Source organism: Lederbergia sp. B243.17 (assembly GCF_057657925.1).
The window spans coordinates 201437-222615 of sequence record NZ_JBWBKF010000097.1 but is presented as its reverse complement, the minus strand read 5'-3'; the positions used below and the strand labels follow the sequence as shown (position 1 = coordinate 222615).

Below are 21179 nucleotides of genomic sequence, written 5' to 3'. Positions count from 1 at the left end.
GGACTCCAGTACATGCATAAAAAAAGAAAAATTTTGCATTTTACCATTGTCCGTTTTGAAAGGATATGATAATATCAAAATTACAAACTGATTAAAAATAAATTTATTTGCATAAGTATACAAACAACAGGAGGTATGAATAGATGAAAAAGAAAGTTGTTCTTGCATATTCCGGCGGTTTGGACACATCCGTCGCAATTAAATGGTTTATTGATCAAGGGTATGATGTAGTTGCTTGCTGTCTTGATGTAGGCGAAGGGAAGGATTTGGATTTCATTCAGGCAAAGGCGCTAGATATGGGAGCTATCGGAAGCCATGTCATCGATGCGAAAGAAGAATTTGCGAATGAATATGCATTGCTTGCCATGCAAGCCCACACAATGTATGAAGGCAAGTATCCGCTCGTATCTGCTCTGTCCCGCCCGCTGATTGCGAAAAAGCTTGTCGAGGTCGCTGAGAAGGAGAATGCAGATGCTGTAGCCCACGGCTGCACAGGTAAAGGAAATGACCAAGTTCGTTTTGAAGTATCCATCAAGGCGCTTAATCCTGAACTTGAAGTGCTTGCCCCTGTCCGCGAATGGAGCTGGTCTCGTGAAGAGGAAATCGAATATGCCAAGCAAAAAGGTATTCCGATTCCGATTAATCTCGACAGCCCGTTCTCAATCGACCAGAACTTATGGGGACGCAGCAATGAGTGTGGAATCCTCGAGGATCCTTGGGTAGCACCTCCTGCAAATGCTTATGACCTTACTAGTGCTCTCGAAGATACGCCGGATACACCGGAAATCATTGAGATTGAATTTGCTAAAGGTGTGCCGACTTCAATCAATGGAAAGAACTATCCGCTCAGCCAACTGATTCTTGAACTGAACACTATTGCTGGTAAGCATGGCGTCGGCCGGATCGACCACGTCGAGAACCGCCTCGTCGGAATCAAGTCGCGTGAAATTTACGAATGCCCAGGTGCGGTGACTTTGCTGACAGCCCATAAGGAATTGGAAGATTTGACGCTCGTGAAGGAGCTCGCCCATTTCAAGCCGGTTATCGAGAAGAAGCTGACCGAATTGATTTATGACGGCCTTTGGTTCTCCCCACTGAAAAATGCACTTGAGGCATTTTTAAAGGAAACACAGCAGTATGTGAACGGGACAGTCAGAGTAAAGCTTTTCAAAGGGCATGCGATCGTTGAAGGCAGAAAATCGCCGAACTCTCTTTACAATGAGAAGCTTGCAACCTATACATCGAGCGATGAATTTGATCAGTCTGCTTCTGTCGGGTTCATCAAGCTTTGGGGCCTTCCGACTGAAGTGCACAGCCAAATCCATCATAAGGACGGCGTGAAAATATGAAAAAAGCATGGGGAGGGCGCTTCTCTAAAACATCTGAGCAATGGATCGACGAATTTGGCGCCTCGATTGCTTTTGACCAGGAGCTCGTTTTTGAAGACATCGAGGGGAGCATCGCGCATGTCCGTATGCTCGGAGAAACAGGAATTTTATCTTCCGATGACAGCCGGAAAATTGAAGAAGGCCTTCTCATATTAAAAGAGCGAGCACAAACAGAAGGACTTTCGTATTCGGTGTCCGAAGAGGATATTCATTTAAATCTGGAGAAGATGCTGATCGACGAAATCGGTCCTGTCGGCGGCAAGCTGCATACAGGCAGAAGCCGGAATGATCAGGTAGCGACAGACATGCACCTTTACTTAAAAAAACAGGTGATGGCAATCATCGAGCATGTAGAAGAGCTGCAAACAGCGCTTGTAGAGCAAGCGAAAGAACATGTGGAAACCTTGCTGCCGGGCTATACCCATTTGCAGCGTGCCCAGCCGGTTTCATTCGCGCATCATTTGCTTGCATATTTCTGGATGCTGGAAAGAGATAAGGAGCGGTACAGAGAGAGCCTCAAGCGGATTGATCTGTCGCCGCTCGGAGCCAGTGCTCTTGCTGGCACGACGTTCCCGATCGACCGGAAGCGGTCGGCGGAGCTGCTCGGTTTTGCCGGAGTCTATGAAAATAGCATGGATGCGGTCAGCGACAGGGATTTCATCGTGGAATTTTTAAGCAATTCCGCGCTGGCGATTACCCATCTCTCGCGTCTTGCTGAGGAGATTATTCTCTGGTCAAGCCGGGAATTCAGCTTCATTGAGCTGGATGACGCCTATGCAACGGGAAGCAGTATTATGCCGCAGAAGAAAAACCCGGATATGGCAGAGCTGATCCGCGGCAAAACCGGGCGAGTCACCGGCAATTTAATGTCGATGCTGACGGTTCTGAAAGGTTTGCCACTAACGTATAACAAAGACATGCAAGAGGACAAGGAGGGGATGTTTGACACCGTCCAAACGATGCTCGGCTCCCTGAAAATTTTCGCTGGAATGATCCGAACCATGGAAGTTAAGAAAGAGAACATGGAAAGCGCCGTCCATCAGGATTTCTCCAATGCGACGGAATTGGCGGATTACCTTGCCGCAAAAGGCATACCTTTCCGCGAAGCCCACGAAATTGTCGGGAAGCTTGTTCTTGCCTGCATCCAGAACAACTGTTACTTGCTTGACATGCCGCTTGCCGAATTGCAGGAAGCATGTCCGGCAATTGGTGAAGATGTATACAGCATCCTTGCTCCGCATGAGGCAGTCAAGCGCCGGAACTCATACGGCGGAACAGGTTTTGAAAGAGTGAAAGAGCAATTGACGATTGCTGAAGATAAGATAAAGAGAGCATAATCCGTTGCGGATTATGCTCTTCATCGTCAATTATCTTCTTTTTTGGTCCTTACAACAAGCACATCACAGGCTGCAGAGCGGGTGATTTGTTCGGAAACACTGCCGATCAACAGTCGCTCAACCGCATTGTAGCCGGTGGCACCACAAATGATTAGATCTGCATTGATTTTTTTGGCGGCTTGCTTTGGAATGACGACTTTGGGCGAGCCGAATTCAATCAGGGTGCTGACGGAGACTCCATTTTCTTTTGCTTCCTTCTCGTAACCGCCGAGAAGTTCATGTGCGTAGTTTTCAGCACGCTCCGCCATTGTTCCGTTGTAGGCATCAATGGCAGCGAAGGAACGGGTATCAATAACATGGACAAGGGTCAATTGGGCGTTGTTCCTTTTCGCGACTGCGATCGCCTTTTTGAAAGCCCATTCCGCCGCCTTTGAACCATCGACTGCTATGAGTATGTTTTGATATGAAAGTGGCATAACGATTCCTCCTTTGAGTATAAATCCGCTATACTTTCCATTTACCCTTAAAGCTTGTTTTCCTACCTTCATCGTATCAAACTTCCACCACATAATCCTTTTCAGAATTGTGAAGAATACGAAAAAAGTGAGGTGACCAGAATGAAGGAGGACATGTATAAAAAAGAGACGGCAAAGAGGATCATGGAAGCATACAGCAGCAATCCGGACGACCACTTTCCTCGTGGAGAAGCCGGGAGCCGCAAGGAAAAGGCGGGCAAGCGGAAGCCTGGCGATGAATAGTTTGAGATGATTGTGCATGAAAGTAAAAAGATGTCATTCATTTGTCGAAATGTTATAGTAATAAGGAGTAAAACTTGAATGGAGGGGTTAACAATGCGGATTGGAGTACCAAAAGAAATTAAAAACAATGAAAACAGGGTGGCCATGACGCCTGCGGGAGTTGTGACGCTCACTGCGGCAGGGCATGAAGTACATATCGAAACCGGCGCCGGCTTGGGTTCCGGCTTTACCGATGAAGAATTTACGCAAGCAGGTGCCCGTATTGTCAACACTCCTTCTGAAGCTTGGTCGAATGAAATGATCATGAAGGTAAAAGAACCGCTGCCAGAGGAATACCGTTATTTCCGCGAAGGGCAGGTACTGTTCACATACTTGCACTTGGCCGCAGAGGAAGAATTGACCGAAGCGCTGATTTCTTCCAAAGTAACGGCTATCGGCTATGAAACGGTACAGCTGGAGAACAGAACATTGCCGCTGCTCACGCCAATGAGTGAGGTTGCAGGCAGGATGTCTGTCCAGATTGGAGCCCAGTTCCTTCAAAAAACACATGGCGGGCAAGGAATCATCCTTGCAGGTGTGCCAGGAGTTTCCCGAGGAAAGGTGGCAATTATCGGCGGTGGTGTGGCAGGAACAAATGCTGCGAAAATAGCAGTCGGCATGGGAGCGGATGTTACCGTTATCGATTTGATGCCGGACCGCCTGCGCCAGCTTGATGATATTTTTGGACATAGTATAAAAACAGTAATATCCAACCCGTATACAATAGCGGAAGTAGTGAAGGATGCGGATCTCGTCATCGGAGCGGTATTGATTCCGGGATCAAGAGCGCCAAAACTTGTAACAGAAGAGATGATCAAATCCATGAAGCCGGGCTCGGTCGTTGTGGATATCGCAATTGACCAGGGCGGCATTTTTGAAACGAGTGACAGAATCACCACACACGATGAACCGACATACGAAAAGCACGGCGTCGTTCATTATGCGGTTGCCAATATGCCTGGCGCTGTCCCGCGCACATCCACAATGGCACTGACCAACGTAACAGTCCCGTATGCGCTGAGAATTGCAAACAAAGGCTACAAGCAAGCGTGCCTTGATGATGAAGCGTTGCGCAAGGGAATCAACACACTGGACGGGCACGTCACGCACGAGGGTGTAGCTTCTTCGCTGAACCTCACCTATCAGGATGTTGATGCATTGCTGGATTAAAAGAACGGCTGCGAGATGGACTCGCAGCCGTTCTTTGTTCAGGTTCTAGATAAGGGCTATTCATGGATACGTTTTTTCTGATGTCAAAGAGAACGTTAGACACGTGAAAAACCGAGAAACGGAATTTTTCCGGCGTCAATCGTAGCCTAAGACACGTGAAGAACCGGGGATCGGATTTCTTCCGGTGTCAAAGGTGGTCTTAGACAAGTGAAAAACCGGGAATCCGTATTCTTCCGGTGTCAATCGGGCTCTCAGACACGTGAACAATCAGGAATCTGAATTCTTCAGGTCTCAATCATTCCCTTAGACACGTGAAAGACGGAAAGTCGAAATTCTTCCGGGATCAATCCGATCTGATCTATAAATACGTAAAAAAATACGTAAAAAAACCGCGCCCCCAGTTTTAAACGTGTGGGTACGGTTTTCTCACTCAACTCGATCTAACGGAAAAGCACAATAACCATTAGATGATTTGCAAGGTTTTCGGATACTTCGTCAATATTTCGACTCCCGATTCTGTCACATAGACATCGTCTTCAATCCGCACGCCTGCTACATTCGGTACGTAAATTCCTGGTTCAATCGTGAAGACCATGCCAGCCTGTACTTTCATTTCGTTGACGGCGGTCATCGAAGGGAACTCGTGGACACTGATGCCGAGTCCGTGGCCGAGCCGGTGAGGGAAGTATTCGCCGTAGCCGGCATCCTCGATTACTTTTCTAGCAGCTAGGTCCAGGTCCATCGCGCGTACGCCTGGCTTTGCCATCTCAATTGCTGTTTCTTCCGCCTTGAGTACGGTTTCGTAGATCCGGCGCTGCTCTTCATTGATGTCACCGAACGCTACGGTTCTTGTAATGTCGGAGCAATACCCTTCGTAAATGACACCGAGGTCAAAGAGGACGAGATCGCCTTTTTGGATTTTCGTACTTCCCGGGTTGCCGTGCGGTGAGGCAGCGTTGGCGCCTGTGAGCACCATCGTGTCGAAGGACATGCCGTCTACACCTTTTTTCTTCGCTTCGTATTCAATCGCAGCAATGATTTCGACTTCCGTTTTTCCTTCTGCAATTTCCGAAACGCCGACACTTACAGCAAAGTCTGCAAGCTCGCACGCTTTTCGGAGCAGTTCCATCTCTTTTTCGTCCTTGATCAAGCGGAGCTGCTGGATTTTCTTCTCTGCGCTCACAAAGGAGGCGCCAGCATATCGCTTTTTCAGTTCCTCGTACCTTTCCACGTTCAGATGTTCCGTCTCAATCGCCCAAGACTTCACATCGCTCACTCTCGCCCCGACTCTCTCTTGGACGAAATCCCATGGACGGTCGGTATCGCTGTACCCGATGATTTCATAGGCCCAGCCTGCATTTTTCGCTTCATCTTTTTCCATTCCCGGGCAGACGAGGAATGGTTCTTTTTCCTGAAAAACGGCGACGCCAAGCAGCCGCTCATGCGGATCGCTGCGAAAGCCGCTCAAGTAAAAAACATTATCCGGCGATGTAATGAACGCGGCATCGATATTTTCCTCTTTCAGCCAATTCATCATTTGTTGAAGTCTCTGATTCACAGTACCATCTCCTATGTAATTGTTCATAAAAAGAGTAACAGTTACCGGACAGTGTGTAAACTGGGGCGTTACGTCGCCAAAAAGGACAATTGGAAGAAAGACCGTTATACTAGGGGCAAATGGGAAAGGAGTGGTAGAATTTGAAAATTTCTTATCATGGTCATTCGGTGGTAAAAGTAGAGACAAACGGAAAAACACTTCTCATCGATCCCTTTATTACTGGCAATGATTTAACAGATTTAAAAGCTGGAGAGGAAAACCCGGATGTCATCATATTAACGCATGGACACGGAGATCATGTCGGGGATACTGTGGAATTGGCAAAAAGAAGCGGTGCCCTCGTCATTGCACCGAATGAACTGGCGGTTTACCTTGGCTGGCAAGGGTTGAATACGCATCCGATGCATATTGGCGGTGCGTATGAATTCGACTTTGGAAAAGTGAAATATACGCCGGCTTTCCACGGATCGGCAGTCATTACAGACGATAAGCAGATCATCTATACGGGGATGCCTGCAGGCGTTCTTCTTATGATAGAAGGAAAAACAATCTATCATGCCGGGGACACAGCGCTGTTCTCCGACATGAAGCTGATTGGCGAAAGGCATCCGATTGATGTTGCATTCCTGCCGATCGGAGACAACTTTACTATGGGCCCTGAGGATGCAGCCTATGCAGCAAAATTGCTGAAGCCAAGTAAAGTTGTACCGATCCATTACAATACATTTCCGCCAATCAAACAAGATCCGCAATTGTTCATCGATCTTCTCGAAGACGGGATAAAAGGGGAAATCATGAATCCTGGCGATGTGATCGAGTTCTAATAGGCATGTCCCCGAGGCCTCCCTGCATACATTGATAAAAAGCATGCAGGAGGAGAGAGATGAAAAACCGTTATTTGCTTTGTCTATTGTTGTGCGCAGCTATGTTTTATATTGCGCTGCCGAGGCTGAATCCTGCAGCCGGCGGTCTTGAAGGACTATTTTCTGTTGCTTGGCTCGGCCTTGCGATTGCTGTAGCTGCGGGAAATCTGTCTGCACTTTTTTTTGCACGGCCGTCAGGGAAAAAGCAGGAACGTTCCTTCAGGAATCAAGGGGAGGAACAAAAGCGGCTCCGTGCCAGGTGACGAATGGGCATGCGGGAAAGTTCGAATCAGCGAGGGTCAAATTCTCGCTGATTTTTTGCTGAACAGGGATAAAATTGTCGGTTGCCACTTTTCCCGATATAATGGGAGCAGAAGCTGAACGGACTTTTTAGAAAAGGGTGAAAAGCTTGGCAACAAAGCATGAACAAATTATCCGCTATATCGACGGGCTCCCTGTAGGGGAGAAAATCTCCGTCAGGCAAATTGCAAAGGCACTGAGTGTAAGTGAAGGCACAGCCTATCGGGCCATCAAGGATGCGGAAAACCAAGGATATGTCAGCACGATTGAACGTGTGGGCACCATCAGGATTGAACGGAAAAAGAAAGAAAATATTGAGAAGCTGACATTTGCCGAAATTGTCAACATCATCGATGGACAGGTGCTTGGCGGCAAATCGGGGCTGCATAAAACATTGACAAAGTTCGTGATCGGCGCCATGAAGCTTGAGGCAATGATGCGCTATACTGGAGCAGGCAATCTGTTGATCGTCGGAAATCGGATCCAGGCGCATGAACTTGCGCTGAAGGCAGGAGCGGCCGTTTTGATCACTGGCGGCTTTGATACGGAAGAGCATGTGAAAAAGCTTGCAGATGAACTGGAAATGCCGATTTTGTCTACGAGCTATGATACATTCACGGTGGCAACGATGATCAACCGCGCGATTTACGACCAATTGATCAAAAAAGAGATCATTCTTGTGGAGGACATCCTCACACCGGCCAGCCAATCTGCCTACATGGCCTTGAAGGACACGGTCGAGGATTGGTATGAGATGAAGAACGAAACAGCGCACAGCCGCTTTCCTGTCGTCGACCGCCATATGAAGGTTCATGGCATTGTCACGGGCAAGGATGTCATCGGCCAGCCAATGACGCTGCCGATTGAAAAAGCGATGACGAAAAACCCACTGACTGTCGGTAAAAAAACAAGTGTAGCTTCTGTAGCTCATATGATGATCTGGGAAGGGATCGAAGTACTTCCGGTCGTCGATGCCCAACAGGGGTTCGAGGGAATCATCAGCAGGCAGGATGTACTGAAAGCGCTCCAGATGATCCAGCGGCAGCCGCAGGTCGGGGAAACGCTCGATGATACTATCTCGAAAGGGCTGAATACAGGAGATGAAGAGTCGTCCTTCACCTTTGAAGTGACGCCGCAAATGACGAATCAGTTTGGGACAATCTCTTATGGGGTATTTACCTCCATTGTGACAGAGGCTGCTGTCCGGCTGTTCCGCCAGCAGAAAAAAGGAGAACTGGCCGTAGAAAACATGACGATCTATTTTTTGAAGCCTGTCCAGATGGATACCGTTCTTCACGTCTCGCCGAGAATTTTGGAAGCGGGCCGGAAATTCGGGAAAGTGGATGTCGAAGTTTACAATAAGAATGAAATCGCTGGAAAAGCGCTAATGATGTGCAGGCTGATAGAAAGATAAGGGAAGCGGGCGAGCGGAGTCCAGGCATCTTTAAACATGAAAAAGCCGGAAAGAGCAATATTGTCTGCTCTTTCCGGCGGATCAGGGACTGGCTTTATTTTAATTCTTCAGCTTCCCTGATCGCATACGGCACATGGTGACGATAATTTTTGTAGCCGACGTATGCATTTAGAAGACCGAGAAGGATGAAGAGTGCCCCGATTACATATGTTAAGGTTGTGGAGAACAGCAGGATTTGGTTAAGACCAAAAAGGGCTACGAAGATACCGAGGGTCATACCGGACTTTCCACTGAGCATTTTCTTCTCCATTGGGCGCTGGCTTCGGATATACTTGATTTTATAGTATACATAAAATGAAAATGAGATTACGATAAAAAAGACTAAAAAAGGCATAGTGCAATGAATCCTCCCATACAATGTTCTTCTTTCATTGTACTTGCTGGCCGCAGCAATTTCCAATGTCTATCCTTGAACTTTACATGACAATCATGCACGGATGATGATGTGCAGAAGGAGGTCTCTATGAGAGAGCAGATTTTTGAGGCGATTCAGGAATATGAGACGATTATTATCCACCGCCACGTGCGTCCCGATCCGGATGCGTACGGATCGCAGGGCGGACTTGCAGAATTGTTGAGGGCTTCATACCCGGAGAAGAAAATTTACCGTGTCGGTGCACGGGAGGCGTCTCTCGACTATTTGTTTGTGCCGGACGTCATTCCGGACGAAACGTATGAAGGGGCGCTCGTCATCGTATGTGATACGGCAAATCAGGAGCGGGTATGTGACCAGAGGTATACGAAAGGGGATGCGGTCATAAAGATCGATCATCACCCGAACGAGGATGCTTACGGAGATCTTTTATGGGTTGATACGACAGCATCGTCCGTCAGCGAAATGATTTTTGATTTTTACCTGTCTTTTCGCGGGGAAGGGCTGAAGATGACAGATGAAGCGGCGCGGCTCATCTTTGCCGGAATTGTCGGAGACACCGGCCGGTTCCTCTATCCGAGCACGACTCAGCGGACCTTGGAATATGCAAGCGAACTAATCGGCTATGAGTTCGATCGATCGCTTCTCTATGACAATATGTATGAAATGGATCAGAAGGTGATCAAGCTGCAAGGGTATGTGCTTGAGCATTTCAAAATGGATGAAAACGGAGCCGCGGCTGTGACGCTTAATAAAGAAGTGCTGGCAGCGCATGAAATCGCACCGTCCGAAGCCTCGCTGCTCGTCAGTTCGCTCGGATCCGTCAAGGGAATCAAAGCGTGGACCTTTTTCATTGAAGAGGACGATCAAATCCGTGTCCGCCTTCGTTCAAAGGGTCCGGTTATCAATAAAATCGCAATGCAGTACAATGGAGGCGGCCATCCGCTTGCAGCCGGTGCATCCGTCTATTCATGGGCAGAGGCCCAGCAAGTTTATGAGCAGATCCAGGCACTTTGCACACCTTCGAAATAGAGTGTCGGTTGTCAGGGTGCCGTGCACTTCATAGATCAGCGACTTGCAGAATGACCAACAGCCCCCTGCCTTGACAAAGGAGGGGGTTCCTTTAATCTGCGAGCCTGAGTTCAATGACAACGGTAACCGTCGTAAAAAACGCCACTTCTTTTACGAGCAGCTTGTAGCGCCTGCCGTTGATGTTCATCGACTTGTTTTCAATCGACTTTTTGATGATTTCCCTGTTCTTGTAGACGGTCGTCAAGTCTTTTGTCATCAGTGACCGCAAATCACTTTTAACAGCCTCCTCGACAGTTGAAATGCTTTTGCTGTCTGTAATGCCGTAGCGCTTGCCGTTCGTCACCTTTACATCGATCTGCTGGATCAGGAGCATCTCTTGATTGCGTTTATTAAGCTCCTGGTAATCTTCCTGCCAGATTTCTACATAGCCGCGCAGCTCTTTTATTTGTTTTTCCTGGTCGGCAATGATGCGTGCGGTCCTTTCCTGCATGGTGCCATACATGAAGAGGAAGACAATCCAGCTTATACAGCCGCCGATCGCAATGCCGGCAAAAAAACGCTGCCATCCGGGCTGCCTTTGCAGGTTGGGGACTTTCATACGATGTGCTCCTGTGTGAGCCAGGAGATCATGATTGAAGCTGTTTTTGCGCCGCCCATAGCCGAAAGGATCAAGAGGAATTGCTTAAACAAATCTTTTGTCCCTCCTTCCAGAAACCCCCGCTCAAAGCTATAGACCGTATCAAATGTACCCCCGATGGCCGCGATGATTGCCCAGATCCGCACACGGCCGGATATTCTGGCGATTTCCGTTAAGAGCGGTTCGCCGGTAATAAAAGCAGAAAGTCCGCCAATAAGCGAACCGCCCAGCATGACGCCCAACGCGATAAAATAGCTGCTGAAAAATGCCGGAAAGAAAGCTTCGTTCATCCTCACCATCTCCAATTCAAGAAATCGGCTGTCCATACTATATATGGGACAATCGTTGAACTTACGCATATTTTCTTTTTTCATTTAATCGTTCATAATACTAGATAAGGATTTTGAAAGGGGCGGATCTTGATGTTTGTGCATTTGCAAGTGGCGTCAGCCTATAGCTTGCTGTCGAGCACCCTGTCGATTCGCAGACTGGCAGAACGGGCAAAGGAGATCGGCTTTTCTGCGATTGCGCTGACAGACCACAACGTCCTGTACGGCGTGCCTGCTTTTTATAAGGCATGTTTACAGCAGGAGATTAAACCGATCATTGGGCTGTCCGCCGATGTGGCGGGGGAGGCGGGGACGCACCGTCTTCTATTGCTTGCGGAAAATAACGAGGGCTACAGGCATCTGCTGAAAATATCGAGCGCCATCAAGACGCAACAGGAAGAAACCATCTCCGAGAAATGGCTTTCCTCATACAGCGGGGGACTGATTGCTGTCTCCCCCGGAAGTGAAGGAGAAATCGGAAGGTATTTGTCCGAAGGAGACGAAGAGGCTGCAGGCCTGGCAGTAGAAAAGTATAAAAAAATGTTCGGCGCTGATTCTTTTTTTATCGGACTGCAAAATTTTAAAACAGAAGCTTCTGTAAGCCTCCTTGAAAAAATGGGGAGGTTTGCCTCGGAGAGAATGCTCCCTGCGGCCGCGCTGAACAATGTTCGCTATGAAAAGCCCGAAGACCAATTCGCGGTGAAAACATTGGAAGCGATCAATTCGGGAGATAAGCTGCCGGACTTGCCTGAAGATACGGGAAGGGAGGCGTATTTAAAAACAGACGAAGAGATGGCTGCTCTCTTCTCCGCCTATCCCGAAGCGATGGCGAATACAGCAGAGATCGCTGAGCGCTGTAATGTGATGATTGAAATGAATCAGCGGCTCCTCCCATCTTTTCCGCTTGAGCCGGGCGAAACAGCAGCGGGCAAAATGCAGGCGCTATGTGAAGAAAGACTTGGGGAGCTCGGGCTCGGAAATCTGTCCGATTACCGGAAGCGACTCCGCTATGAACTTGATGTGATCGGAAAAATGGGCTTCAATGATTATTTTCTGATTGTCTGGGATTTCATGAAATACGCGAGAGAAAACGGCATATTGACAGGGCCTGGCCGCGGATCGGCAGCCGGCTCGCTTGTCGCCTACCTCCTTCGCATCACAGCCGTCGACCCGCTCCGGTACGGACTGCTTTTCGAACGGTTCCTTAATCCCGAGCGGGTGACGATGCCGGATATCGATATCGATTTTCCCGATCATCGGCGGGATGAAGTGATTGGGTACGTCGTCCAAAAATATGGGCGGCTCCATGTGGCACAAATCATCACTTTCGGCACCTTTGCGGCAAAAGCGGCACTTCGGGATACAGCCCGTGCATTCGGCCTCCCGCCGCTTGAAATCGACAATCTTTCAAAACGGGTTCCGTCCAAGCTCGGTATTTCCTTGAAACAGGCCTACAGCGAATCGGAAGGTCTCCGCTCCTTCGCTGAGGCGTCGGGGATAAACCGCAGACTGTTTGCAACGGCACAGATGATTGAGGGGCTGCCTCGGCATACATCCACCCATGCGGCAGGCGTGGTCATATCCACCAAGCCGCTTCCGGATCTTATACCAATTCAGGGCGGCCACGGAGAGACTTATTTGACGCAGTTCCCGATGGAGGATCTGGAGGAAATCGGTCTTTTGAAAATGGACTTTCTCGGCTTGCGAAATCTTTCCTTGCTCGAACGGGTGATAAAGAGTATTGAATTCGGAACCGGACGAAAGATTACTATCGCCGAATTGCCATTCGATGATGAAAAGACGCTGAACTTGCTTCAAAAAGGTGAAACAACCGGCATTTTTCAATTTGAATCAGCAGGCATGCGCAAGGTGCTTCGGGAATTGCGTCCGACAGAATTCGAAGATCTTGTTGCCGTGAACGCCCTTTTTCGGCCAGGCCCAATGGATCACATTCCGATTTATATTGCAAGGAAACATGGAAAAGAAAAAATCGAGTATCCGCATCCCGACCTGCAGCCGATATTGGAAATCACTTACGGAGTAATCGTCTACCAAGAGCAGATCATGCAGATCGCCTCCCTGATGGCCGGCTTTTCGCTCGGAGAAGCAGATTTGCTGCGAAGAGCGGTGAGCAAGAAAAAGCGCGACGTCCTCGACCGTGAGCGAGAACGGTTTGTGAGAGGGGCCCGTAATAAAGGATATAGTGACCAGGCAGCTAATGAGACATATGATCTGATTGTAAAGTTCGCCAATTATGGATTCAACCGGAGCCATGCTGTCGCTTACAGCCTTATTTCATGGCAGCTCTCGTGGCTGAAAGCCCATTACCCGGTACATTTCATGGCAGCTCTGCTGACGTCTGCCATTGGAAACGATGAAAAGGTGGCCGCTTATATTGCAGAATGCCGGCAGATGGGCATAAACATCGCTCCGCCATCGATCAATAAAAGCCGTTATCCTTTTTCAGCAGAGGATGGCGATATTCGTTTCAGCTTGGCAGCAATCAAAGGGATGGGCATGAATTCGCTCAGAGGTGTCATCGAGGCAAGGGAGAAAGGGCCTTTTAAAGACCTATTCGACTTCTGTCTCCGTGTTCCGCAGCGGGCGGTGAACCGGAAGCTGTTGGAAAGGCTCGTCCATTCAGGTGCCTTTGATGAATTCGGAAAAGATAGAGCTGTGCTTCTCGCAACGCTTGATGTCGCCATGGAGCATGCAGAACTGATGAGGCCCGAAGACGGGATGCATGATCTTTTTATGGAAGATGAAGCGTTCGCGATTAAGCCGAAGTACGCGGATGCAGAGCCGATCAGTACGGCAGACAAGCTTGCTTTTGAAAAGGAATCGCTTGGTGTTTATCTGTCTGACCATCCGGCGGGGGCCTATGCGTCTGCCTTCACAGAAGCAGGGGCAAAACCGCTGATTGACCTTCACGCCGGACAGAGGAACGTAAAAGCGGGTGTTTATGTTTCAAGGATCAAAACAATCCGGACAAAAAAAGGCGATGTCATGGCATTTGTTACGCTCAGCGATGCGTCAGGAGAAATGGAGGCAGTTGTTTTTCCTGACTTGTACAGGCAGTCCGGCCCTGTCCTCAAGGAGGGCGCAATTGTGCTGGCTGAAGGAAGTATCGAAGAGCGGAATAGGCAGCCGCAAATGATTATCAAGCGGCTTATCCCTGCGAGCAGCCTCTCTGACACGAAAAAAGAGAGCGGCGGGAAAGTGCTCTATTTGAAAATCTCCGCGGAGCTTGAGAACAATGAGTCACTATCAGAGGTGAAAGCAATCCTGCTCGCAGAGCCCGGGGCGACACCTGTCATTTTATACTATGAAGAGAAGAAGAGAACCATCCGTCTCGATCAGGGTTATTCCGTCAAACCGACAGAAAAATGCTTGCAAAAACTGCGTGCCCTGCTCGGCGAACGGTCTGTAATGCTGAAATAACTTTTTCAAACCATTCTAAGTTATGATATATTGTTAAAAAGCAAGTGTTCAAAAAACGGACGACTTTGGTCCAAGCCGGAGAAACGCAAAAATCGCTTCCCCGCCCGTTCCTGACACTTCTAACATAAATACATGCCTGCAAGAATGTAAAAAAGTGAGAAAGTACATACAGTAAACAAAGGAGTGGATCTCTTGACTTTACGCGAAGAAGCTCTGCATATGCATAAAGTGCATAAAGGGAAACTGGAGTCAGCATCGAAAGTGGAAGTGAAAAATGCAAAGGACTTGAGTCTTGCCTATTCCCCAGGTGTGGCCGAGCCATGTAAATTAATCTATGAAAAGCCTGAAGCAGTATGGGATTATACGATGAAGGGCAATATGGTAGCGGTTGTGACTGACGGAACAGCGGTGCTCGGACTCGGCAATATCGGTCCGGAGGCAGCTTTGCCGGTAATGGAAGGAAAGGCCGTACTCTTTAAAAGCTTTGCTGGTGTTGATGCCTTTCCGATCTGCCTGAATACAACAGATGTAGATGAAATCGTCCAGACAGTAAAATTGCTGGAGCCTACTTTCGGCGGCGTTAATCTAGAGGACATCTCCGCTCCTCATTGTTTTGTCATCGAAGAACGACTCAAAAAGGAGACGCGCATTCCTGTTTTCCATGATGACCAGCATGGAACGGCAATTGTAACAGTGGCAGGCCTTTTGAACGCACTGAAGCTTACCGGAAGAAAGATGTCCCAGATTAAAGTTGTCGCCAATGGAGCAGGAGCTGCAGGCATTGCGATTATCAAGCTTCTTTATAGCTATGGTGTCCGTGAAATTATTATGTGCGACTCCAAGGGTGCCATCTATGATGGACGACCTGAAGGCATGAACGAAGTGAAAGCGGCCGTGGCAAAATATACAAACCGCGACAGGCTTGAAGGCTCGCTCGGGGATGTGATCAAGGGAGCGGATGTGTTCATCGGCGTTTCCGTCGCCGGAGCGCTGACAGAAGAAATGGTCCGCTCAATGAACTCAGAGCCGATCATCTTTGCGATGGCCAATCCCGAACCGGAAATCATGCCTGACCTTGCAAAAGCAGCGGGTGCGAAGGTAATTGGGACAGGCCGTTCTGATTTTCCGAATCAGGTAAACAACGTCCTTGCTTTCCCGGGTATTTTCAGAGGAGCGCTTGACGTGCGTGCAACCCACATAAATGAGAGAATGAAACAGGCAGCGGTAGAAGCGATCGCGGGACTCATTACCGAAGAAGAATTGACCGCTGACTATGTGATTCCAGGACCGTTTGATCCGCGTGTCGCGCCCCATGTTGCGGCAGCTGTCGCCAAAGCTGCGATGGAGACTGGAGTGGCCAGGATCCAAGTGGACCCTGAAGAAGTCAGGGAAAGAACAAAAAAACTCGCCATTATCGGCAAAGATTAAGCGGCAAATGCTTGAAGCGGAGTTCCGCCAGCCGAAGAATAGCAGTGATTACGAACCGAAGGGGGACGACAGGGCGGATGCCTTGTCTTTTTCCCTTGCCCGGCAAAAATTAGCGATAAAGGGGGACTCGCCTTGCTGAAAGACTTTTTTTCAAAACCGAAGAAAAAGAAATACGCAGCCATTCCTTCTGAAGCGGCTAAACATGACGTACCTGAAGGCATCATGACGAAATGCCCGGAATGCAAAAAGATTATGTATACAAAAGAACTGCAAAAGAACTTGAAGGTTTGCCTGCATTGCGGTCATCATCATCGGATGACTGCATTTGAGCGTGTCGATTCACTTTTCGACGAAGGAAGCTTCCAAGCCTTTGACGATAAGATTTCATCAGAGAATCCACTTGGATTCCCGGGTTATATTGAAAAATTGGACAAAGATAAAAAAGCGACCAACCTTGAGGAAGCAGTATTGACGGGCTCAGGCCGGATCAATGGGGTGGAGGCTGTAACAGCTATTATGGATTCCCACTTCAGAATGGGAAGCATGGGTTCCGTCGTTGGCGAAAAGATTGCCCGTGCGATCGAAGTTGCCGGTGAAAAGCATGTTCCTTTTATCATCTTCACCGCTTCTGGCGGGGCGAGAATGCAGGAAGGGATTCTTTCGCTAATGCAGATGGCGAAAACGAGTGCTGCGCTGAAGCTGTTCAGCGAAAAGGGCGGCTTATTCATATCCGTTATGACCCATCCGACGACAGGGGGCGTGTCAGCAAGCTTTGCCTCCCTCGGCGATTACAATTTCTCCGAGCCTCAAGCCCTGATTGGATTTGCCGGACGCCGTGTCATCGAGCAGACAATCCGTGAAGATTTGCCGGATGATTTTCAAACTGCGGAATTTTTGCTTGAGCACGGCCAGCTTGATGCGGTCATTCCAAGGCTTGAAATGAAAGAGACATTGACGAAGGTGCTTGAAATCCATCAGCAAGAGGGTGAATTGGCATGGTGAACGGCCTAGAATTTGAAAAGCCGGTGCTCGAACTCCGCAATAAAATTGCCGAGCTGAGGGCTTATACACAAGAATCCGATGTTGATCTGTCCGAGGAAATCGACAGACTCGAAACGCGGCTCGTAAAATTGGAAAGCGAAATTTATGAAAACATGAAGCCGTGGGACCGGGTGCAGATTGCCCGTCATCCATCCAGGCCGACAACACTTGATTATATTGACCATTTGTTTGAAGATTTTATTGAACTGCATGGCGACAGGGCTTACGGTGACGATAAGGCGATTGTCGGCGGAATTGGCAGATTCCAAGGTCTGCCTGTAACTGTGATCGGCCATCAGCGCGGCCGTGATACGAAGGAAAATGTTTTCCGCAATTTCGGCATGCCTCACCCAGAGGGATACCGCAAGGCGCTCCGCCTGATGAAGCAGGCGGAAAAGTTCCGCCGGCCAGTCATCTGTTTCATTGACACGAAGGGTGCTTATCCGGGGAAAGCGGCTGAAGAACGGGGGATCAGCGAATCGATTGCCCGCAATCTTTTTGAAATGGCCGGCCTGCGAGTGCCGATCGTCTGCATCGTAACAGGTGAAGGCGGAAGCGGCGGGGCGTTGGGTCTTGGAGTAGGAGACCGCATCTACATGCTGGAAAACTCCACTTACTCCGTCATTACCCCCGAAGGAGCGGCATCGATTCTTTGGAAAGACGCTTCTTATGCCAAACAGGCTGCCGAAGCGATGAAGATTACCGCCCCCGACCTTGATGAAATGGGAATTATTGACGAAATTATTCCGGAAGTGCGGGGCGGTGCCCACCGCGATATCGGACAGCAAGCCAGCATGATTGAGAAAACCATCAAAAAAGCCCTGAGAGAGCTGATCGGCAAGACTCCTGATGTACTGATTCAGGAGCGGTACGAGAAATTCAAGAAAATGGGCAGCTTCCAAGAAGCAGAGCAGCAGGAAACGGTCTCTCAGCCGTGACTTTATCGCCCTCCTTTTTAAAAACATGACGGTTTTCAAAAGGTATTGCCCTGATCGGGTAATACCTTTTCCTGTTGAAATCTGGAGGGCCATTTATTTTTCTCAAAAGTCGCAGGGTGATTATTTGAGAACAAAGTGGGAAAATGGTACTTTTAATATATCTGATGACTATGCATTTTTTTAAAACCGAATCAGTTAGCATCTATGAATTCAATGAGGTGATCTGGGATGAAGAGAATTGGAGTATTGACTAGCGGCGGAGATGCGCCGGGAATGAACGCGGCAATCCGTGCCGTAGTCAGAAAAACGATCTATCACGGCATGGAGGCGTATGGAATTTACCAGGGCTTCAGCGGTCTGATCAACGGAAATATCAGCAAGCTTGAATTGGGTTCAGTGGGTGATATCATCCACCGTGGCGGTACGATGCTGCGCTCCGCCCGCTGTGAGGAGTTTAAGACAGAAGAGGGACAGTTGAAAGGCGTCGAACAGCTGAAGAAGCATGGCATCGACGGGCTTGTTGTCATCGGCGGCGACGGCTCCTTCCAAGGTGCAAAAGCATTGACTTCACGCGGCTTCCCTTGTGTGGGGGTACCGGGAACGATCGACAATGACATCGCCGGAACACAGTTTACAATCGGTTTTGACACAGCACTGAATACAGTGCTTGATGCCATAGACAAAATCCGAGATACAGCAACCTCTCATGAGCGTACGTTTATTATCGAAGTGATGGGCCGTGATGCCGGAGATATCGCTCTTTGGACAGGCTTGGCAGGAGGTGCGGAAACGATCCTCATCCCTGAAGAACATTATGACATGGAAGAAATCGCCGAGCGCCTGCGCAGCGGACATAAACGCGGAAAGAAACACAGCATTATCGTCGTTGCAGAAGGTGTAGCTAGCGGACCGGCTTTTGCGGAAGAGTTGAACAAGGCGACCAATTTTGAAACAAGAGTGTCTGTCCTCGGACATATTCAGCGTGGCGGATCGCCGACTGCGTTTGACCGTGTACTTGCAAGCAGGCTCGGTGCGAGAGCAGTTGAATTAATCATGGAGGGGAAAGGCGGCCGTGCGGTCGGCATCCAGAACAATGAGGTGATCGACCACGACATTCTCGAGATTCTGAATATGGAGCATGGTTATAACAAAGAACTTTATCGCCTTTCACAAGAACTCTCGATTTAAACAGAAGAAGATCTCAGGAGGATGGAATATGAAGAAGACAAAGATTGTTTGTACAATTGGACCGGCAAGCGAAAATCCTGAAACACTCTATAAACTGATTGAAGCGGGCATGAACGTAGCCCGTCTGAACTTCTCGCATGGGGATCATGACGAGCACCGCAGCCGGATTGTTAACATCCGGGAAGCAGCAGAAAAAGCGGGTAAAACGGTTGGAATCTTGCTGGATACGAAGGGGCCGGAAATCAGAACGCATAATATGGTTGGCGGCGCAATCGATTTGAAGGCAGGCAATACCATCAGCATCTCCATGGAGGAAGTTGAAGGTACAGAAGAAAGATTTTCCGTTACGTATTCCGGATTGATCAATGACGTCCATAGCGGATCCAGAATTTTGCTGGACGATGGACTGATTGGTCTTGAAGTGACGGAAATTAAGCGGGAATCAAGCGAAATCGTCACAAAGATTTTGAACAGCGGTACGTTGAAAAACAAAAAGGGTGTCAATGTGCCGGGAGTGTCGGTAAACCTGCCGGGCATTACAGAAAAAGATGCCAAAGACATCTTGTTTGGAATTGAGCAAGGCATCGACTTTATCGCTGCTTCTTTTGTCAGAAGAGCGACGGATGTACTTGAAATCCGCCAGCTGCTGGAAGAGAACAACGCTTCAGATATCCATATCATCCCTAAGATTGAAAACCAGGAAGGCGTCGACAATATCGACGAGATTCTTGAAGTTTCTGATGGATTAATGGTAGCGCGTGGAGACCTCGGAGTTGAAATCCCGACAGAATCTGTTCCGCTTGTGCAAAAGCAGTTGATCAAGAAATGCAACAAGCTCGGAAAGCCTGTTATCACAGCAACACAAATGCTCGACTCGATGCAGCGCAACCCGCGTCCGACAAGAGCTGAGGCGAGTGATGTCGCCAATGCGATCTTTGACGGATCTGATGCAGTCATGCTTTCAGGCGAAACAGCTGCAGGACTTTACCCTGTCGAGTCGGTCCAAACGATGAACAGTATCGCGCTGTCAGCTGAATCGGCACTGAATCATGAAGCAATCTTATCTTATTTGAGCAAGAACAGTGAATACAAAATAACGGACGCCATCTGTCAGTCAGTCGCACATACAGCCATCAACCTTGATGTGGCAGCGATTGTGACGCCGACAGAAAGTGGTCATACGGCTAGAATGGTAGCAAAATACCGTCCGAAGGCACCAATTGTAGCGATTACTTCACATGAGAAGATTGTTCGCAGACTCTCGCTTGTTTGGGGTGTCTACCCGGAACTTGGTTCGTCAGTATCCTCTACGGATGAAATGCTCGAGAATGCTGTAACAGAGAGCATGAATTCTCAGCTCGTGAAGCACGGTGACCGGATTATCATTACGGGCGGAGTTCCTGTAGGTGAAAAAGGCACGACAAATCTTATGAAAATCCATATCGTCGGTGACGTCATTGCGAAAGGCCAGGGCATCGGCAGGAAATCGGCATATGGCAAAGCGATCATCGTAAGAGACGCAGCTGAGGCCAACGAAAAGGTGAAGCCGGGCTCCGTTATGGTAGCTATCGGAACAGACCGTGAAATGGTACAGGCGCTTGAACAGTGTTCAGCGCTGATCACTGAAGAAGGCGGCCTGACAAGCCATGCAGCAGTTGTCGGTATCAACCTTGGCATTCCGGTAATCGTTGGTGTTGAAGACGCTACGAGTCTGATCAAAGACGGCCAGGAAATCACGGTTGATTCAGTCCATGGTGTAATTTATAACGGCCACGCAAGCGTTCTTTAATAAACCTTTTCATTCCCGCCTTTCAACTGAAAGGCGGGAAAATATTATCGGTTCGCCATTTCAGACGGTTCTTTGAAGCTGTGGAGTGGCGGCGGG

At 48.7% G+C, this 21179-nt stretch carries 19 protein-coding genes; 14 read left to right on the top strand and 5 right to left on the bottom strand.

Features of this window, described 5'->3' with window-relative positions:
* Window positions 1–143 precede the first annotated feature (143 nt).
* Together AC0TWI_RS21275 and argH are read left to right on the top strand one after the other, a co-directional pair.
* On the top strand, window positions 144–1349 hold the full coding sequence (locus tag AC0TWI_RS21275) for an argininosuccinate synthase (RefSeq protein ID WP_488128342.1): 1206 nt from the start codon (window positions 144–146) through the stop codon (window positions 1347–1349).
* The gene (argH, locus tag AC0TWI_RS21270) at window positions 1346–2725 is read left to right on the top strand and encodes an argininosuccinate lyase (protein ID WP_488128341.1); all 1380 of its coding nucleotides are present in this window, start codon (window positions 1346–1348) and stop codon (window positions 2723–2725) included. The genes AC0TWI_RS21275 and argH overlap by 4 nt, the downstream gene beginning before the upstream one ends.
* Window positions 2726–2751: 26 nt before the next feature.
* Here the strand turns inward: argH and AC0TWI_RS21265 are convergent, their stop codons facing one another.
* Entirely contained in the window at window positions 2752–3201 is a 450-nt protein-coding gene (locus AC0TWI_RS21265; RefSeq protein ID WP_488128340.1) for a universal stress protein, read from the bottom strand.
* A 141-nt stretch (window positions 3202–3342) separates the two neighbouring features.
* On the opposite strand from AC0TWI_RS21265, the gene AC0TWI_RS21260 reads away from it, so the two are divergent.
* Together AC0TWI_RS21260 and ald are read left to right on the top strand one after the other, a co-directional pair.
* A complete protein-coding gene (locus AC0TWI_RS21260; protein ID WP_488128339.1) occupies window positions 3343–3483 on the top strand; it encodes a hypothetical protein in 141 nt (46 codons plus the stop codon).
* 93 nt (window positions 3484–3576) lie between these two features.
* Complete coding sequence (ald, locus tag AC0TWI_RS21255; RefSeq protein ID WP_488128434.1) at window positions 3577–4692, top strand: alanine dehydrogenase; 1116 nt, start codon at window positions 3577–3579, stop codon at window positions 4690–4692.
* A gap of 463 nt (window positions 4693–5155) precedes the next feature.
* Here ald and AC0TWI_RS21250 read toward each other — a convergent pair whose 3' ends face one another.
* Window positions 5156–6250, bottom strand: a complete 1095-nt coding sequence (locus tag AC0TWI_RS21250) for a M24 family metallopeptidase (RefSeq protein ID WP_488128338.1) — start codon at window positions 6248–6250, stop codon at window positions 5156–5158.
* Between the two features lie 140 nt (window positions 6251–6390).
* On the opposite strand from AC0TWI_RS21250, the gene AC0TWI_RS21245 reads away from it, so the two are divergent.
* The 3 genes from AC0TWI_RS21245 to AC0TWI_RS21235 all read left to right on the top strand — a co-directional run bounded on the left by AC0TWI_RS21245 (window position 6391) and on the right by AC0TWI_RS21235 (window position 8827).
* Window positions 6391–7074 (top strand): metal-dependent hydrolase, encoded by a 684-nt coding sequence (locus AC0TWI_RS21245; RefSeq protein WP_488128337.1) that lies wholly within the window; start codon window positions 6391–6393, stop codon window positions 7072–7074.
* 59 nt (window positions 7075–7133) lie between these two features.
* The gene (locus AC0TWI_RS21240) at window positions 7134–7376 is read left to right on the top strand and encodes a hypothetical protein (RefSeq protein ID WP_488128336.1); all 243 of its coding nucleotides are present in this window, start codon (window positions 7134–7136) and stop codon (window positions 7374–7376) included.
* Between the two features lie 146 nt (window positions 7377–7522).
* Entirely contained in the window at window positions 7523–8827 is a 1305-nt protein-coding gene (locus tag AC0TWI_RS21235; protein WP_488128335.1) for a DRTGG domain-containing protein, read from the top strand.
* Between the two features lie 94 nt (window positions 8828–8921).
* On the opposite strand, the gene AC0TWI_RS21230 is transcribed toward AC0TWI_RS21235, so the two are convergent.
* Window positions 8922–9221: a YtpI family protein gene (locus AC0TWI_RS21230; protein WP_488128334.1), complete on the bottom strand. Its 300-nt coding sequence runs from the start codon at window positions 9219–9221 to the stop codon at window positions 8922–8924.
* 129 nt (window positions 9222–9350) lie between these two features.
* Between AC0TWI_RS21230 and AC0TWI_RS21225 the strand changes: the two genes are divergently transcribed.
* Window positions 9351–10292, top strand: a complete 942-nt coding sequence (locus tag AC0TWI_RS21225) for a DHH family phosphoesterase (RefSeq protein ID WP_488128333.1) — start codon at window positions 9351–9353, stop codon at window positions 10290–10292.
* Window positions 10293–10383: 91 nt separating this feature from the next.
* Here the strand turns inward: AC0TWI_RS21225 and ytrI are convergent, their stop codons facing one another.
* Window positions 10384–10890 (bottom strand): sporulation membrane protein YtrI, encoded by a 507-nt coding sequence (gene ytrI, locus AC0TWI_RS21220; protein ID WP_488128332.1) that lies wholly within the window; start codon window positions 10888–10890, stop codon window positions 10384–10386.
* The gene (gene ytrH / locus AC0TWI_RS21215; RefSeq protein ID WP_488128331.1) at window positions 10887–11219 is read right to left on the bottom strand and encodes a sporulation membrane protein YtrH; all 333 of its coding nucleotides are present in this window, start codon (window positions 11217–11219) and stop codon (window positions 10887–10889) included. The genes ytrI and ytrH overlap by 4 nt, the downstream gene beginning before the upstream one ends.
* A 129-nt stretch (window positions 11220–11348) precedes the next feature.
* On the opposite strand from ytrH, the gene dnaE reads away from it, so the two are divergent.
* The 6 genes from dnaE to pyk all read left to right on the top strand — a co-directional run bounded on the left by dnaE (window position 11349) and on the right by pyk (window position 21083).
* Window positions 11349–14699, top strand: a complete 3351-nt coding sequence (gene dnaE, locus AC0TWI_RS21210) for a DNA polymerase III subunit alpha (RefSeq protein ID WP_488128330.1) — start codon at window positions 11349–11351, stop codon at window positions 14697–14699.
* A gap of 219 nt (window positions 14700–14918) precedes the next feature.
* Window positions 14919–16127 (top strand): NADP-dependent malic enzyme, encoded by a 1209-nt coding sequence (gene ystJ, locus AC0TWI_RS21205; RefSeq protein WP_488128433.1) that lies wholly within the window; start codon window positions 14919–14921, stop codon window positions 16125–16127.
* 132 nt (window positions 16128–16259) lie between these two features.
* The gene (gene accD / locus AC0TWI_RS21200) at window positions 16260–17129 is read left to right on the top strand and encodes an acetyl-CoA carboxylase, carboxyltransferase subunit beta (RefSeq protein WP_488128329.1); all 870 of its coding nucleotides are present in this window, start codon (window positions 16260–16262) and stop codon (window positions 17127–17129) included.
* Complete coding sequence (gene accA / locus AC0TWI_RS21195) at window positions 17123–18106, top strand: acetyl-CoA carboxylase carboxyl transferase subunit alpha (protein WP_488128328.1); 984 nt, start codon at window positions 17123–17125, stop codon at window positions 18104–18106. The genes accD and accA overlap by 7 nt, the downstream gene beginning before the upstream one ends.
* Window positions 18107–18334: 228 nt before the next feature.
* Window positions 18335–19294: a 6-phosphofructokinase gene (gene pfkA, locus AC0TWI_RS21190; RefSeq protein ID WP_488128327.1), complete on the top strand. Its 960-nt coding sequence runs from the start codon at window positions 18335–18337 to the stop codon at window positions 19292–19294.
* Window positions 19295–19322: 28 nt separating this feature from the next.
* Window positions 19323–21083, top strand: coding sequence for a pyruvate kinase (pyk, locus tag AC0TWI_RS21185; RefSeq protein ID WP_488128326.1), 1761 nt, complete (start codon window positions 19323–19325; stop codon window positions 21081–21083).
* Window positions 21084–21179: the final 96 nt, after the last annotated feature.

What these genes read in the sequence shown, in the direction of transcription:
- AC0TWI_RS21275 (WP_488128342.1), top strand. Translation starts at nt 144, where the DNA reads ATGAAAAAGAAAGTTGTTCTTGCATATTCCGGCGGTTTGGACACATCC.
- argH (WP_488128341.1), top strand. Translation starts at nt 1,346, where the DNA reads ATGAAAAAAGCATGGGGAGGGCGCTTCTCTAAAACATCTGAGCAATGG.
- AC0TWI_RS21265 (WP_488128340.1), bottom strand. Translation starts at nt 3,201, where the DNA reads ATGCCACTTTCATATCAAAACATACTCATAGCAGTCGATGGTTCAAAG.
- AC0TWI_RS21260 (WP_488128339.1), top strand. Translation starts at nt 3,343, where the DNA reads ATGAAGGAGGACATGTATAAAAAAGAGACGGCAAAGAGGATCATGGAA.
- ald (WP_488128434.1), top strand. Translation starts at nt 3,577, where the DNA reads ATGCGGATTGGAGTACCAAAAGAAATTAAAAACAATGAAAACAGGGTG.
- AC0TWI_RS21240 (WP_488128336.1), top strand. Translation starts at nt 7,134, where the DNA reads ATGAAAAACCGTTATTTGCTTTGTCTATTGTTGTGCGCAGCTATGTTT.
- AC0TWI_RS21230 (WP_488128334.1), bottom strand. Translation starts at nt 9,221, where the DNA reads ATGCCTTTTTTAGTCTTTTTTATCGTAATCTCATTTTCATTTTATGTA.
- AC0TWI_RS21225 (WP_488128333.1), top strand. Translation starts at nt 9,351, where the DNA reads ATGAGAGAGCAGATTTTTGAGGCGATTCAGGAATATGAGACGATTATT.
- ytrI (WP_488128332.1), bottom strand. Translation starts at nt 10,890, where the DNA reads ATGAAAGTCCCCAACCTGCAAAGGCAGCCCGGATGGCAGCGTTTTTTT.
- ytrH (WP_488128331.1), bottom strand. Translation starts at nt 11,219, where the DNA reads ATGAACGAAGCTTTCTTTCCGGCATTTTTCAGCAGCTATTTTATCGCG.
- ystJ (WP_488128433.1), top strand. Translation starts at nt 14,919, where the DNA reads ATGCATAAAGTGCATAAAGGGAAACTGGAGTCAGCATCGAAAGTGGAA.
- accA (WP_488128328.1), top strand. Translation starts at nt 17,123, where the DNA reads ATGGTGAACGGCCTAGAATTTGAAAAGCCGGTGCTCGAACTCCGCAAT.
- pfkA (WP_488128327.1), top strand. Translation starts at nt 18,335, where the DNA reads ATGAAGAGAATTGGAGTATTGACTAGCGGCGGAGATGCGCCGGGAATG.
- pyk (WP_488128326.1), top strand. Translation starts at nt 19,323, where the DNA reads ATGAAGAAGACAAAGATTGTTTGTACAATTGGACCGGCAAGCGAAAAT.